We start from the raw sequence: 14,388 nt of genomic DNA on the forward strand, positions 1-14,388 counted from the left end.
CCCGCGGGCCGGGCGCCGGCGGCTCAGAACGGGAAGGTGCCCACCGGGGGCTGCTGCTTCGGCGCGCCGGCCGGCGGCAGACCCTGCGCGGCGATCTCCTCCTTGGTGGCGCGGGCGAGGTCGAGGGCGACCGCCTCCGCACCGCCCTCGTCGTCCAGCGTCGTGCGGAACGGCTGCTCGGCGGTGCAGACGGTGCCCCGGGCCGGCAGCGTCTTGTGCAGCAGGTAGCGGTCCATCGCGGCGGTCACGCACGGGGACGTCCCGTACGCGGTGTGCCCGAAGTTGTCGCTGCTGAGCAGCCGGGCGCCGGGGAGCAGGCGGGCCGAGCCGACCGCCTGGTAGTAGTTCGTCGCCGGGTCCCAGTAGCTGCCGACGACCAGCACGGGGTTGCGGGCCGGCCGGGTGAAGGGGCCGGTGAACGCGTCCTCGTCGCGTACCCGCCAGGTGTCGCGCGCGCACGGCACGCTCGCCCACGCCCAGGCCGGGCCGAAGTACGGCGCCCGCGCGGTGGCCTTCGCGACCTTCGCCGGCCACGAGGAGGCCTTCGCGGGGTGCTGCCCGTCGGTGCACATCACGGAGGCGTACGCGTCGATCGAGTTGTCGTACGGGAACGCCCGCGCCCGCCGCTTCAGCACGGCCGAGGTGAGCGCCGGCACCGAGGCCGCCGCCGGGTGCGTGGACGTCAGCTTCCACAGGTCGGCGGCGAGGCCGGTGACCTCCGCGGGAGCGTCGTCGCCGTAGAGCGCGCCGAGGACGTAACCGATGAAGGTCGCGTACGTGATCCGGGTGCCCTCGACCGTGACCGGCTTCGCCTTCAGCCGCCGGGCGAGGGTGGCGAACCGCTGCAGCGGGCGTCCCGCGGCGAACGCGCAGCGGGTCTCGCCGGCCCGGTCGCACAGCACGAGGATGCGCCGCAGCGCCTTCTCCGCGCCCTGGGCCGAGTGCAGCCGCTCGTCCTGGATCACCCCCCGGGTGCCGGCCGAGCCCACCCACGAGCGCGGGTTGATGACGCCGTCGACGGCGATGGCACGGAAGCGGTCCGGGAACATCGCCGCGTAGTACTGGCCGAGCACGGTGCCGTAGCTGAACCCGAGGTAGCTCAGCTTGCGGTCGCCGACCGCGCGGCGCAGGACCTCCATGTCGCGGGCGACCTCGGCGGTCGACATCGCCCCGGCGAGCCGGCGCCCGGTGGTGGAGCAGCCGGTCGCCAGCTTGCGCGCGCTCCTCAGGTACGCCTTCGTCTGCTTCGCACCCACCGGGAACGCGACGTCCATGCCCTTGAGCGCGGCCATCTGCCGGCCGGTGTCGGCGAAGCACGAGACGTTGTCGCTGGCGCCGATGCCCCGCGGGTCCACGCCGACGATGTCGAACCGCTCCAGCAGTCCGGCGCTGAAGACCATCGGCGCCGCGAGGGCCAGCGAGGTGGCCGAGACGCCGGGGCCGCCCGGGTTGACGAAGAGGCTGCCGATCCGGTGCTTCCGGTCCTTCGCGCGCACCCGCAGCAGCGCGATCGTGGTCTGCTCGCCGTACGGGTGGTCGTAGTCGAGCGGCACCCTGGTGGTCGCGCACTGCGCCCAGCTGTAGCACGGGAACCACCGCAGGTGCGGGGTGGCGACGGCGTCCACCCGGCGTGCCTCGGCGGCGCTGGTCACCGCGGTCCTCCGCGCCGCCGCGCCCGCCTCGGCGGCGGTCACCGTGGCCTGCGTCGCGGCGGTCCGCGGGGCGGGGGCGTGCGGGCCGGCCGTGGCCGGCACCGAGGCGGTTCCGGCGAGAACGAGCCCGGCGACGCCCGCGGCGAGCAGTCGGAGGGAGAGCGGCATTCGCGCGCCTTTCACCAGTAGGTACGAGAAAGGTAGGTAAAGATCGCTTACCTCCGGTACGCCGTTCCGGTGGCCGTACCCTGGCCGTTCGGCCGGTCTTGGTCCCAGGAGTCTCCGCAGGTCACAGCGGTTACGGCGGGTTGCCGGCGGGGTGCGGACGGCCGCTACCCGGCTGCTCCTGAAAGGACCGTTCCACCGGACCGGCGGCACGGCGCCGCACGGGGTAGGTTTCCCGGTGGATCACCCACGGCGGCGAGGCGGCAGATGACGGCAGGGGACGGGACGGCGGACGGGCTCCCGGAGGACGCGGACCCGTTGCTGGTCCGGCCGTACCTGCGCGACGAGCCCGGTGCGCCCGCGCCGGACGCCTCGGCACCGACCTGGCCCGGCTCGGCACCCGACCCCGCCGCCACCGTGGTCCTGCCCACCCCCGTCCCGGCCGGCCCCGGCACCCCGGCCGCCGGCACCCGGCGACCCCGCCGGCGGCTGGTGCTGGTCGCCGGGGGCCTCGCCCTGCTGGCCGCGCTCGGCGTGGCCGGCCTGGTCGCCGCCCTGCCACCGGAGCGGGACCGCCACCCGCAGGCCTTCACCGACGTCAGCCTGCCGCCGCTCACCACCCCGGCGTCGGCCCGGCCGGCGCCCGCGGGATCCTCCCCGGCCGCCGTGGACCCGCTCGTGCCCGGTGCCCGGCCGCCGGCCTCCTCGCCCTCGGCGAGCGTCACCGCCTCGGCACCGGTCCCGCCGGCACCCTCCTCCGCCGCCGCGAAGGCCACGACTCCCCCGGCCGCCGTCCCGGACGTGCTGCTGTCCAGTGCGCCGCCGGCCCTCGCCCCGGCCCCGGGCACCGCGCGCACCGGCACCATCAGCGGCGCGGGCGGGCTCTGCCTCGACCTCAGCAGCGCCCTGCCGTTCGAGGGCAACCACATCCAGGTCTTCGGGTGCAACCGCACGTACGCCCAGGTCTGGACCCTGGCCACCGACGGCACGCTGCGGGTCGCGGGGGTCTGCGTCGCGCCGGCGGACGACGGGAGCGTGCGCGTCACGGGCTGCGACGGCCGCCGTACGGCCCAGTGGCGCCCCGGGCCGGAGCAGTCCCTCGTGCACCTGGCCAGCGGGGGGGTGCCTCACCGATCCGGCCAAGGGGACCGTCTCCGGCTCCGCCGTACGGGTCGGCGACTGCACCGGCGCCGACAATCAGCGGTGGCGCCTGCCCTGAGCCACGCCGCTTCCCGCCACCGCCAGGCCGGTCAGGGCGATCAGCATCCCCCACGACGCCGCGAAACTGCCGGTGGCGTCGCGCAACAGCCCGAGCACCGGCGGCACGACCACGATCGCGACCTGTTGGCGGTCGCGCCCACGGCCTGCGACACCAGGACCGCCGCCGCCCGCCCGGGTGACATCGACGCCACCTCGTGCAGGTGCAGCTGCCGGAATGACGGCCGCCCGCTTTTCTGCCACCGACCGCCACCGCGCGCCGGGCGGTCAGCGGGTGCCCTCCGGCGGCAGCGCCAGATATGCCGGGCGCAGGAGCTCCGTGAGCGGCACCCCGCCGTACGCGAGGGGCGGCGCGTCGAGCTGGTCGAGGAGCAGGTCCGGGCGCGGGGCGGGGGCCGGCGGGTGCGGGGCCGGGGGCGTACCCCAGAAGTCCTCGACGGCGCCGAGGGAGGCCGGCTCGGGGGCGGGGGCCGGGTCCGGCTCGGGGGCGGAGGTGCTGCGGAGGTCGCTCAGGCGGGTGAGCAGCTCGTCGCGTCCCCGGCCGCGCCACGCGAAGGCGCCGAACGGGTCGGTACCGAACGACGCGGCCAGGGCGTAGCAGGTGGCGGCCAGGTGGACGCACGGCAGCGGCCAGCGCTCGCAGGAGCAGTCCATCGCGATCTCGTCGAGGGACAGCGGCAGCAGGGTCAGCCCGGCCGTACGGAAAACGGTGTCGATGTCGTGCGGCATCCGGCCCGCGAGCAGGTCCGCCACGTATCGGGCCTGGGCCGCGAGCTCGTCCTCCACCCGGGCCCACTCCGCGGCGCCGAACGCCCGGACCGCGACCCGGGACCGGAACGCGTGGGTGTCGTCCGGGCCCCGGACCTGCGCGGTGACCAGGCTGGAGGAGATCGACAGGCTGCGGACGTGCCCGGCGCGGGCGTCGCGGCGGCCGCGGGCGAACGTCGGCGCCATCCGGAGCGCCTCGAACATGGCCACGAACGGGGTGGCGAAGTGGTCAGTCACCGATCGCCTCCGGGTCCAGCCGGGTCAGGTCCCGCAGCTCGTCGGTGGACAGGGCGGTGAGCCAGCCCTCGCCGTTGCCGACCACCCGCTCGGCGAGCACACCCTTGTCGGCGAGCAGGCGGTCGATGCGTTCCTCCAGGGTGCCGAGGCACACCAGGGTGTGCACCTGGACGTCGCGGCGCTGGCCGATGCGGAACGCCCGGTCGGTGGCCTGCGCCTCGGCGGCCGGGTTCCACCAGCGGTCGATGTGCACGACGTGGTTGGCGGCGGTGAGGTTGAGGCCCGTACCGCCGGCCTTCAGCGACAGCACGAAGATGCCGGGGCGGCGGTCGGCCTGGAACGCCGCCACCATCTCGTCGCGGGCGCCGCGCGGCGTACCCCCGTGCAGGTAACGGACCGGCACGCCGAAACGCGCCGCGAGGTGCGGCACCAGCATCGACCCGAACCGGGCGAACTGGGTGAAGCACAGCACGCTCTCGCGCTCGGCCAGCGCGGCGTCGAGGATCTCCTCCAGACGCTCGAGCTTGCCGGAGCGCCCGGGCAGCGGCGAGCCGTCGCCGAGCAGCTGGGCGGGATGGTTGCAGACCTGCTTGAGCCGGGTCATCGCGGCCAGCACGAACCCCTTGCGCCGGGTCTCGGTGGCCTCCTTCATCCGCAGCATCATGTCGTCGAGCACGGCCTGGTAGAGGGTGGCCTGCTCGACGGTCAGGCCGCACAGGTGCCGGGTGTGGCGCTTGTCGGGCAGGTCGTCGATGACGGACGGCTCGGTCTTCATCCGCCGCAGCAGGAACGGCCGGGTGGCGTGGCGCAGCCGGGCCGCCGCGTCCTCGTCGGCGTACCGTTCGATCGGCACGGCGTACCGGTTGCGGAAGGTGTTGGCGCTGCCCAGCAGGCCCGGATTGAGGAAGTCCAGGATGGACCACAGCTCGGTCAGCCGGTTCTCGACCGGCGTGCCGGTCAGCGCCACCCGCTGCCGCGCCGGGAACCGCCGCACCGCCCGCGCCGCACCCCCGGAACTGTTCTTGATGTGCTGCGCCTCGTCCAGCACCACCCGGTCCCACGCGACGGCGGCGAGCGCGTCGGCATCGAGCGTGGCCGTCGCGTACGTGGTGAGCACGACGTCGGCCCCGTCGGCGAGCCGCGCCGGATCCGCCCGGTCGGCGCCGTGCAGCACCCGGACCCGCAGCGACGGCGCGAACCGGGCGGCCTCGCGCTGCCAGTTCCCGAGCACCGACAGCGGGCAGATCAGCAGGGTGGGTCCGGTGCGCCGGTGCAGCAGCAGGGCCAGCAGCTGCACGGTCTTGCCCAGGCCCATGTCGTCGGCGAGGCAGGCGCCCAGGCCCAGGCCGTCGAGAAAGGCCAACCACGAGAAACCCCGTCTCTGGTACGGCCGGAGCACCCCGGTCAGCCCCGCGGGCGGGTCGAGCAGTTCCAGGCTCTCCCCCAGCCGCCCGGCCAGCAGGTCGGCGACCCACCCCCGGCCGCGCACCTCGGTGACCGGCAGCGGCACCTCCTCCGGCGGCAGCAACCGCACCATCCGCAACGCGTCCCCGGCGGTCATCGTGCCGCCGCCGCGCCGCAGGAACTCCAGGCCCGCCCGCAGCCGCCCGGCGTCGAGATACACCCAGCGCCCGCGCAGCCGCACCAGCGGAACCTTGACCCGGGCCAGCTCCGCGAGCTCGTCCTCGGTCAGCACCCGCCCGCCCAGCGACAGCCCCCACCGGTACGCGACGAGCGCGCGCAGATCGGTGGTCTCGTCCCGCAACACCGGCGCGGCGGCCGGCGGCGTGCGCACCTCCAGCGCGAGCCCCAGCCGCTGCGGCTCCCGCCACCAGGCGGGCAGCAGCACCCCGAACCCGGCCTGCTCCAGCAGCGCGGCGTGGCCGAGGAACGCGTACGCCCCCTCGGTGTCGAACTCCAGCTCGACGGGCCGGGCCATCCGCAGGGCGTCCTCGAGGGGCGCGAAGAGCCGCGCGGCCCGCCCCAGCCCGGCGATCAGCCGCTCCTGAGGCCGATGCGTCCACCGCCGCAACGGCGCGACGGCATCCCGCCACACCTCGGCGGCGGGCACCAGCAGGCTCGGCTCGTCGAGCGGCTGGAGCAGGAACTCCAGCAGCCAGCCATCGCCGCCCTCCCCGGCAAGGGCGGCATCGACGGCGAGGGCCCGGCGGTCAGCGGCGCCGGGGCCGGCGGCAGCGGAAGCAAGGACGCCCGGTTCGGTGACGCCGGGCGCAGGGGCCGGGCCCCCGACGGCCGCGCCGGCAGTCGTGGGGGCGGGAGCAGCGGTGACGTCGACGGTGGTGGCGTCGGGCTCGTCGGGCTCGGGTTCGTCGAGGCGGCTGAGCCGGAACACGACCCGGACGGCGGCGCCGCTGGTCGCGTCGGCGTGCCACTGCTCCAGCGCGTCGGCGACCGCGTCGAACTCGCCGGGCCGGCCCTCGATCGTCGCCGCGTCGGCGGTGAGGGCGGCGAGCCAGGGCGCGCCGGCCAGGGTGCGGCCGGCCTCGGCGAGGCGGGTGCGGACCAGGCCGTCGACCAGCCGTTCCAGGGCGGTGTACAGGGTGTCCGCGGCGGGCAGGCCGTCGAGGTCGCCGGGGTGGCCTCGTTCGGCGCGGCAGGCGGGGGGCATGGCGGCGGTCAGCTCGGCGAGGCGCGACGCGTCGGCTCCGGTGAGCACGGGCCGCCAGAGGGCGCGTGCCCGTGGCCCGTCGGTGCGCAGGGCCGGCAGCACCCGGCCGCGCGCGACCAGATCGACCGCGAAGGCGCACACCTCGGCGAGGTACAGCAGGGAGGGCGCGGGCCGGGCCCCCAGCTCGTCGGCGAGCTCGGCCGCGACGAAGGGGGTGACGACGGCGGGCACCCGCCACGCCTTCAGCCGCGGCTTCCCGCGTCGCGGCGCCAGCCCCAGCTGCGGCGAGGGCAGCGGCCCGGCGGAGGTGGAGGGCAGCAGCAGGGCCGAGACCCGCGGCTCCCCGGCGTCCGGGACGGCGACGGCCCGCGGGTGGGCACCGCGCACCTCCTCCGGGGAACGGTCCGTGCCGGTCTCGAGCCAGAGGGCCGGAGCGCCGTCGCGGGTGATGAAGCCGTGCAGCACCGTCACCTCGGTGCCGGTCACCGGGCCTGCCACACGATGTCGGGCGGCCGGACGCGGGCGCAGCGGGGGCCGCCGCGCTCGTCGGTCAGGCCGAGCCGCCCCACCAGCAGGCCGCCGTCGTCGTGGACGGTCCGGAGCACCGCCGTCGGCACGTCGCCGAACATCAGCTTGGCGCGGCGGAAGCCGTGGAAGAGCGTGCCGTGGACCGCGCCCCAGCTCAGGTAGAGGAAGCGGGCGCCCGGGCGGCCGTGGACGTACGGCCCGCCGACGTCGAGCAGCTCGTCGACCTCGCGGGACGTGATCTCGAACTCCCAGGCCACCTCCTCGGCGTCGGCGGGGAAGCGGTCGATGACCTCGTTCTTGCGCTGCACCCCGACCTGGACGTTGTCGCGGCGCAGGGCGTCGGCGCCGGGCCCGCCGCGGCGGCCGGGCAGGTCGTGTCCCTCGATCCGGATGTGCACGCCTGCACTCTAGAGCGGCCCCCTGACATTCAGGCGTTGTCGCGGAGCCAGGCGTCGATCAGGCCGCCGAAGTGGCCCAGGAAACGCTCGTGCTCGTGGGGCGGGTACTGGGCGCGTACGGTCTCGGTGAGCAGGGAGCGGAAGTCGGGCGAGCCCACCCAGTCGTGGACCATCTCGTCGACGTGGGACAGGTGTTTCTCGCAGAATTCCTCGTACCGGGCCGTCTCGAAGTAGTCGTCCGCCAGCTTGCGGTAGAGGGCGAGCTTGTCGTCGTACGAAAGGGAAGGGTCGTCGGCGACGGCGAAGTAGGCCGACGAGTCCATGTCGAGCCGGGGTTTGCGGCCGGTGACCACGCAGTAGACGGTCCAGCGCAGCAGCGCCGCCATGGCCCACGGGAAGTAGTAGTGCAGCGACGTCACGGCCACGTCGGGGCACGCGTTGGCGTAGTCGATGGGGTGGACCTCGTCGCCCTTGACCAGCGATTCGCACGAGTTGAACTCCCAGCGGAAGAACGCGTTGACCACGCGGGAGATGGTGACGACCTCGTCGCCGGTCTTCGGGCTGAGGAAGTCGTGGTCGACGGCGTACCGCTCGTGCATGGGCAGCTCGGGGCGGAACTTCATGACCATCGTCTCGGGGCCGATGGTGAGGGAGCGGGCGAAGACGTCGTAGTCCTCGACCGCCGCCTGAAGGTGCATCAGCCGTTCCCCGGAGGCGTCGTACGCCGCGTGCAGCTCGTCCCGGTTCCGGATCTTGGAGACGCCGACCCAGGCGCCGCCGTCGTACGGCTTCATGAACATCGGGTAGCCCACGGACTCGGCCAGCGCCTCCAGGTCGAAGGGCTGGTTGTAGCGCGCGGAGGTGTAGGCGTACCGCGAGTTGTCCAGGGGGTTCTTGAACGGCACCAGCACCGTCTCGGGCACCTTGAGCCCGAGCCGCATCATCGCGCAGTACGCCGCGTGCTTCTCCATCGACTGGAACGTGAACGGGCTGTTCAGCAGGTACACGTCGTCCATCAGCGCGATCTTCTTGAGCCACTCGCGCGGGTGGTAGTACCAGTAGGCGAGCCGGTCGATGACCAGGTCGTGCCGCGGCGAGTCGCGCAGGTTGAAGGGTTCGATGGTGACGCGCACACTGCGGGTCCGATGGGTACGCCCGGAGCCGTCCGTGACCGCGCCGACCCGCCGCAGCAGCGCCTCGTACGCCCGAGGCCAGTCATCCTCGGTCCCCAGCAGCAGTCCGATGGTGTGCTCGACGTCGGCCATTGGCGCCTCCTTGCTAGTTGAACACCTTCTGCAGCAGCGCGGTGAGGTACGGGTCGAGCGAGTCCCGCCAGGCGGTCCAGTTGTGCGCGTCCGGCACCTCGTCGAAGGTCACGGCGTACCCCTGGTCGCCCAGGGCGCGGGCCATGTCCCGGTTGTTGGCCAGGTTCTCCTCCACCGTGCCGCAGGTGAGCGCGGCCGGCACGCCGGGGCCGTCGCCGGCCCGGACCACCTGCCCGGTGAACCGCACGATCCGCAGGTAGCGGCGGAAGCCGGACTCCTGCCGGTCGTGCCGCGGCCGGAAGAAGCTGCCGGACTGCAGGAAGAGGCCGGCGAAGGCCTCGGGGTGGCGGCGCTGGGCGTGCAGCATGGCGAGCGCGCCGAGGCTGGCGCCGACCCCGACCACCGGCCGGTCGGTGCCGAGCTCGGCAGCGATCCGCGGGAGCACGTCGCGGGCCAGGGCGCGGGCGTACGCCGGACTCGCCGAATACCACTCGAGCCGTTCCCCGGGCGGCAGCAGCACCAGGTGGTACGGCGGCACCCGCCCGGCGCCGATCATGGCGGCGGTGTACCGGCCGAGCTCGCCGTACCGGTGGTAGTCGGGGCCGTCGTGGGCGACGACGACGCGGTCGGTGTCCTCCGGCGGCGACCAGATGCGGACCACCATCTCGCCACGGACGCCGGGCAGCGGCACGTACACCTCACGCCGGCCGCCGGGGCTCTGCGGCAGGTGGAGCCAGCCGGGCTCGCGGTAACCGGGGCACTCGAGCACGGACGCGTCGCCGTGGCTGAGCGGGTTGTCGGGGTCGCTGACCGTCTCGCCCCCGCCGCCGGGGTGGCCGAGCGCGAGCCGGTATTCGAGGCGGTCCACGGCGGGGCGGGGCGCGCGCAGTTCCCAGGCCCGCAGGTCGTCGCGGTAGCGGAAGTCGCCGGTCAGGACGGACGACTCCAGGCGTACGGAAGCGAGCCGGCGGTCGTGGTCACGCAGCCGGAACCCGACCTCGGTGGTCGTGCACCACGCTCCGGCCACCGGTTCCATGACGGAACCTTAACCGCTCGCGGGCGGTTCAGGGCGTGTACGTCTGCCGGCCGGCCGGCGCGGCCGGCAGCCCGAACATCTCCGCGAGGCCGGTGACGCGCAGCTGGCGGTGCACGAACTCGCTGGGGTTGCGCAGCACGAACCGGGTGCCGGTCTCGCGCGCGGTGTTGTAGCCGGTGACCAGCGCGCCGACGCCCTGCGAATCCATGAACGTGACGTAGGTCAGATCGACGATCATGCTGGCCGGCCGGTCGGAGTGCAGGGTGCCGACGAGGGCTTCCCGGAGGGCGTCGACGGTGGCGGCGTCGAGGGTGCCGCGCACGTCGACCACGATGGCGCCGTCGGCCTGGCGCCGCGTGGTCATGACGGCCTCGCCCATGCGCCCCACCTTAAGATCCGCTCCGGTCGCTTCACGGTACAACGTCCGCCGTGTCCTCCGCAGGTTGCCGCGCAACTGGGTGATCACGTCGGACACCCTGTCCGGCGGAGGTCACGGGTCAACTACCCATTGCCGCCACGATCGGCAAGCGGCGGAGGAAAGTTTCCCGCATAACGCAGATCATCTTGCGGTATACGCAGGTGAAAGACACGGTGACACCGGGTGGTCATCGACGGGCGTCGTGATGTCGGGGCCGCTCACCCGGGCGCGGCCGGGTGTGGTGCCACCGCGGCGGACACGGCGCGGCCGCCGCCCCTGTGGAGGGTGGACTATGACAACGAGTTCCAGCCAGAAACCGGGCATCTTCGCGATCCGCGACGTCCGGTCGCTGATCACCGAGACCGCCGAGGAGGGCCACGGCCTGAAGAAGGCCGTCGGCTCCTGGCAGCTGACCGCGATGGGCGTCGGCGCGATCATCGGCACCGGTATCTTCGTCGTCATCGGCGAGGGCGCCGGCGTGGCCGGTCCGGCGGTCATCCTGTCCTTCGTGCTGGCCGCCGTGGCCTGCGCGTTCTCCGCCCTGTCGTACGCCGAGCTCGCGTCGTCGATCCCGGTCTCCGGCAGCGCCTACACCTACACGTACGCCACGCTCGGCGAGATCGTCGCGTGGATCATCGGATGGGACCTGATCCTCGAGTACGGCGTCAGCGTCGCCGCGATCGCGGTCGGCTGGGGCGGCAACCTCAACGCCTTCCTGGACGCCGCCTTCGGGTGGACGCTGCCCGACGCGATCGCCAAGTCGCCGGAGGACGGCGGCGTCTTCAACCTGCCGGCGGTCTTCATCGTGCTGGCCATCACGGCGCTCCTGGTCCGCGGGGTGACCGAGAGCGCCCGGGTCAACCTGGTCATGGTCGCGGTGAAGCTGGTCGTGCTGGCGTTCTTCATCGTGGTGGCGCTGTTCAACTTCGGCACCGGGAACTTCCAGCCGTTCGCCCCGGACGGCGTGGACGGGGTGACCGCGGCGGCGGCGATCATCTTCTTCGCGTACATCGGCTTCGACGCGGTCTCCACCGGCAGCGAGGAGGCCCGCAACCCGGCCAAGGACCTGCCCCGGGCGATCATCGGCTCGCTGGTCATCTGCACGATCTTCTACGTGCTGACGGCGCTGGGCGCGATCGGCATCGCCAGCCCGCAGCAGCTCGAGGACAGCGACGCGCCGCTGGCCGCGGCCCTCGATCAGGGCGCGGGCATCAGCTGGGCGGCCGGCATCCTGGCGCTGGGCGCGGTCGTCGCGATCACCAGCGTCGTCCTGGTCATCATGTACGGCCAGACCCGCATCTTCTTCGCCATGTGCCGCGACGGCCTGCTCCCGCGGCGGCTCGCCACGGTCAACCAGCGGTACGGCACCCCGGCCCGGCTCACCATCGGCCTCGGCGTCCTCATCGCGATCCTGGCGGCCCTGGTCCCGCTCTCGGAGATCGTCAAGCTCGTCAACATCGGTACGCTCTTCGCGTTCGTGCTGGTCAACATCGGCGTGATCGTGCTGCGGCGGACGCGGCCGGAGATGCCCCGCCCGTACCGGGTGCCGTGGTCGCCGGTGCTGCCGATCCTGGGCGTCCTGTTCGCCGTCTACCTGATGAGTGACCTGCCGCTCGACACCTGGATCCGGTTCGTGGTCTGGCTGGTCGTCGGCATGCTCATCTACTTCCTGTACGGCTACCGCAACTCCCGGCTGCGTCGTGAGCACACCGACGGCACGCCCGGCTGGGCCCGGGAGGACGAGCAGTCATGACGTCACCGGTGATCGTGGGGGTGGACGGCGGTCCGTCCGCCGAGGACGCCGTGGTGCTGGGCCGGTGGGCCGCGTCGGTGCTCGGCGCCCGGCTGGTCGTCGCGGTGGTGCATCCGGCGCCGTCCGCGCTGGGGTCCGGCCGGGTCGACGCGGAGTGGGTCGCGGACCGGCACCGGGCGGCGGCGGCCGTGCTCGACGGCGCCCGCACGCTGCTCGCCGGCGCGCCCTGCGAGGTCGAGTACCGCACGGTGGCCTCGACCTCGGCCGCGCACGGGCTGCACGACCTGGCCGAGGAGCTGGACGCGGAGGTCATCGTGGTCGGCTCGGGGCGGGCGGGCCCGCGCCACCGGCTCTTCGCCGGCAGCACGGCCGACCGGCTCCTGGCCGGCAGCATGTGCCCGGTGGCGGTCGCGCCGTCGGGGATGGAGGTGCCGCCCGGCTCGGTGGGCCGCATCGGCGTCGCGTACGTGGACACCCCGGACGGCCGGGCGGCGCTGGCCGGTGCCGCGCGGCTGGCGGCCCGTACCGGCAGCGCGATCCGGCTGCTCACGGTGGTGGCGGACGCGGACGCGACCCTGCCGTTCCTGGTCGGGCAGGACGCCGAGCAGGCGTTCCTGGAGACCGCGCGGGAGACGTACGAGCAGTCGCTGACCACCGCGGCGGAGTCGGTGCCGGACGTGACGGTGGACTGGAAGGTCCTGGTCGGCGACGTGGTCGACCAGCTCGCCGAGCTCGAGGACGTGGACGTGCTGTTCTGCGGTTCCCGCGGGTACGGCCCGGCCCGGCGGGTGCTGCTCGGCGGCGTGTCGGCGCGGCTGGTCCGCCGCGCCCGGCGCCCGGTGGTGGTGGTGCCCCGCAGCGGCTGACCGCCCGGTCCCGCCCGCGGGCCGCTCCCGCGGGCGGGGTCAGGCCCGGTGGCGTCCGGGCCGTTCCTGGTACGCCGTCGCGTCGTCGCCCGGCAGCGCCATGTCGGTGGCCGCCTCGGCGGCACGCGGGTCCCACGGCGACACCTTCGGCACCCGGGTGCCCAGGTCGGCCAGGGGCACGTACACGCGGGCGTCCACGGCCTCGGCGAGCAGCAGGGCGGCGACCAGCGCGGTGGGCCGCTCGGCCGGATCGCGGTGCAGGCAGCGCGAGCACAGGTCGAGCACCTCGGGGGCCAGCCCGTCGATGGCCGGCAGCGGGTCCGGGTCGGTGAAGCGCTGGGCGCGGACGAGCTCGGTGCCGGACGCGGCCTGCCACGGCAACCGGCCGGACAGGCAGTGGTAGAGCAGCACGCCCAGCGAGTACATGTCGGAGGCCGGGGTCGCCGGCACCCCGTCGAACCGTTCCGGGGCGACGTACGCGGGCGTTCCCATGACCGGCCCGTCCGGGTCCGGGTCGTGGCTGCCGGCCGCGGCCGCGATGCCGAAGTCGAGGACCTTGGCGCCGGACGGGGTGAGCATGATGTTGGCCGGCTTGATGTCGCGGTGCACGACATGCTCGGCGTGGGCGGCGGCCAGGGCGGCGGCGACCTCGGCGCAGACGCGTACGGCGATGCGCCAGTCGAGCCGCCCCCCGGCGAGATGTTCCATGAGGGTCTGCCCGTCGACCAGCTCCATGACGATGTACGGCACCTCGCGGTCCGGCGCCGGGCTGGTGCCGAAGTCGTGCACGTTGGCGACGTTGGGGTGGGCGAGCCGGGCCGCCGACCGGGCCTCGGTGCGGACGAGGTCGACCCCGTTGCCGTCACCCAGCGTGCCCTCGACCGCGGGCGCCATGATCTTCACCGCGACGGGCCGGTCGAGCACCCGGTCGTGGCCGCGCCACACCTCGGACATCCCGCCGATCCCGATGCGCTGTACGAGCTGGTACCGCCCGCCGAGCGTGCGCATCGGCCAACCCCCAATGGTTCCTCGCGCGGCGCCCGCCCGCGCCGCGATGCCCGCCTCGTTACCCCCGGCGCGGACAGCACAAACTCGATCTTGCCGGGGGTGGTCGCGGCCCGCGCCCTCACCCTCAGCGAGACCGGCGTGGCAGCCCTGGGCGCGGCAGTCAGCACCGCCACCCGGACCGAGCAGGCTGCGCTGTCGGCGGTCGAACCCGACGACCTGCGGGCCGTTCACCGGGCCATGCGCAGCCTGCTGTCGGCCCTTGCCGACGGCTGACCTTCCGCCGCCCGGTGTTGCACAGCAGGCCGGACGCCTGCCGGGGGTCAGGAGGTGAGGACGGCCAACTCCCGCCACCGGCCCGCGCCGACGCCGACGACATGCAGGCAGACGTGGCCGGCTCCGACCCGGTGGTGAGCGCGCACGCGGGCGGGCCCACCTGGACGCTCCGGC

Annotated in this window: 12 protein-coding genes and 1 pseudogene; 4 read left to right on the forward strand and 9 right to left on the reverse strand. The window is 74.3% G+C overall.

Annotated elements, in window-relative coordinates; all coding sequences use genetic code 11:
- Window positions 1-23: 23 nt before the first annotated feature.
- Window positions 24-1,820, reverse strand: a complete 1,797-nt coding sequence (locus tag CLV70_RS02895; RefSeq protein ID WP_106124720.1) for an alpha/beta fold hydrolase — start codon at window positions 1,818-1,820, stop codon at window positions 24-26.
- Window positions 1,821-2,084: 264 nt separating this feature from the next.
- Between CLV70_RS02895 and CLV70_RS42060 the strand changes: the two are divergent.
- Window positions 2,085-2,909: pseudogene (locus CLV70_RS42060) on the forward strand (ricin-type beta-trefoil lectin domain protein); the annotation flags it as partial.
- Window positions 2,910-3,014: 105 nt separating this feature from the next.
- Here CLV70_RS42060 and CLV70_RS38925 read toward each other — a convergent pair.
- The 7 genes from CLV70_RS38925 to CLV70_RS02930 are packed head-to-tail and all read right to left on the reverse strand — an operon-like array spanning window position 3,015 to window position 10,275.
- Window positions 3,015-3,278: an MFS transporter gene (locus CLV70_RS38925; RefSeq protein WP_146163936.1), complete on the reverse strand. Its 264-nt coding sequence runs from the start codon at window positions 3,276-3,278 to the stop codon at window positions 3,015-3,017.
- 24 nt (window positions 3,279-3,302) lie between these two features.
- Window positions 3,303-4,040, reverse strand: a complete 738-nt coding sequence (locus CLV70_RS02905; RefSeq protein ID WP_245907978.1) for an SWIM zinc finger family protein — start codon at window positions 4,038-4,040, stop codon at window positions 3,303-3,305.
- Entirely contained in the window at window positions 4,033-7,155 is a 3,123-nt protein-coding gene (locus CLV70_RS02910) for a DEAD/DEAH box helicase (RefSeq protein WP_245907979.1), read from the reverse strand. The genes CLV70_RS02905 and CLV70_RS02910 overlap by 8 nt, the downstream gene beginning before the upstream one ends.
- Window positions 7,152-7,595 carry a DUF5990 family protein gene (locus tag CLV70_RS02915; RefSeq protein ID WP_106124721.1) on the reverse strand — a complete coding sequence of 148 codons (444 nt, stop codon included), beginning with the start codon at window positions 7,593-7,595 and terminating at the stop codon, window positions 7,152-7,154. The genes CLV70_RS02910 and CLV70_RS02915 overlap by 4 nt, the downstream gene beginning before the upstream one ends.
- A gap of 29 nt (window positions 7,596-7,624) precedes the next feature.
- Window positions 7,625-8,860, reverse strand: coding sequence for an ATP-grasp domain-containing protein (locus CLV70_RS02920; RefSeq protein WP_106124722.1), 1,236 nt, complete (start codon window positions 8,858-8,860; stop codon window positions 7,625-7,627).
- 13 nt (window positions 8,861-8,873) lie between these two features.
- Window positions 8,874-9,896, reverse strand: coding sequence for an alpha/beta hydrolase (locus CLV70_RS02925; protein WP_106124723.1), 1,023 nt, complete (start codon window positions 9,894-9,896; stop codon window positions 8,874-8,876).
- Between the two features lie 28 nt (window positions 9,897-9,924).
- A complete protein-coding gene (locus CLV70_RS02930) occupies window positions 9,925-10,275 on the reverse strand; it encodes an STAS domain-containing protein (protein WP_106124724.1) in 351 nt (116 codons plus the stop codon).
- Window positions 10,276-10,606: 331 nt separating this feature from the next.
- On the opposite strand from CLV70_RS02930, the gene CLV70_RS02935 reads away from it, so the two are divergent.
- On the forward strand, window positions 10,607-12,067 hold the full coding sequence (locus CLV70_RS02935; RefSeq protein WP_106124725.1) for an amino acid permease: 1,461 nt from the start codon (window positions 10,607-10,609) through the stop codon (window positions 12,065-12,067).
- Window positions 12,064-12,933: a universal stress protein gene (locus CLV70_RS02940; protein WP_106124726.1), complete on the forward strand. Its 870-nt coding sequence runs from the start codon at window positions 12,064-12,066 to the stop codon at window positions 12,931-12,933. Before CLV70_RS02935 ends, CLV70_RS02940 begins: the two co-directional genes overlap by 4 nt.
- 39 nt (window positions 12,934-12,972) lie before the next feature.
- Here CLV70_RS02940 and CLV70_RS02945 read toward each other — a convergent pair whose 3' ends face one another.
- Window positions 12,973-13,941 (reverse strand): serine/threonine-protein kinase, encoded by a 969-nt coding sequence (locus CLV70_RS02945; RefSeq protein ID WP_106124727.1) that lies wholly within the window; start codon window positions 13,939-13,941, stop codon window positions 12,973-12,975.
- Window positions 13,942-14,031: 90 nt separating this feature from the next.
- On the opposite strand from CLV70_RS02945, the gene CLV70_RS38930 reads away from it, so the two are divergent.
- On the forward strand, window positions 14,032-14,214 hold the full coding sequence (locus CLV70_RS38930) for a hypothetical protein (protein WP_146163937.1): 183 nt from the start codon (window positions 14,032-14,034) through the stop codon (window positions 14,212-14,214).
- Window positions 14,215-14,388 lie beyond the last annotated feature (174 nt).

Source organism: Pseudosporangium ferrugineum (assembly GCF_003002065.1).
Classification (GTDB): domain Bacteria; phylum Actinomycetota; class Actinomycetes; order Mycobacteriales; family Micromonosporaceae; genus Actinoplanes; species Actinoplanes ferrugineus_A.

Bases quoted from the DNA above. Each gene is read 5' to 3' on its own strand.
- CLV70_RS02895 (WP_106124720.1), bottom strand. From the start codon at position 1,820: ATGCCGCTCTCCCTCCGACTGCTCGCCGCGGGCGTCGCCGGGCTCGTT.
- CLV70_RS02920 (WP_106124722.1), bottom strand. From the start codon at position 8,860: ATGGCCGACGTCGAGCACACCATCGGACTGCTGCTGGGGACCGAGGAT.
- CLV70_RS02925 (WP_106124723.1), bottom strand. From the start codon at position 9,896: ATGGAACCGGTGGCCGGAGCGTGGTGCACGACCACCGAGGTCGGGTTC.
- CLV70_RS02930 (WP_106124724.1), bottom strand. From the start codon at position 10,275: ATGGGCGAGGCCGTCATGACCACGCGGCGCCAGGCCGACGGCGCCATC.
- CLV70_RS02935 (WP_106124725.1), top strand. From the start codon at position 10,607: ATGACAACGAGTTCCAGCCAGAAACCGGGCATCTTCGCGATCCGCGAC.
- CLV70_RS02940 (WP_106124726.1), top strand. From the start codon at position 12,064: ATGACGTCACCGGTGATCGTGGGGGTGGACGGCGGTCCGTCCGCCGAG.
- CLV70_RS02945 (WP_106124727.1), bottom strand. From the start codon at position 13,941: ATGCGCACGCTCGGCGGGCGGTACCAGCTCGTACAGCGCATCGGGATC.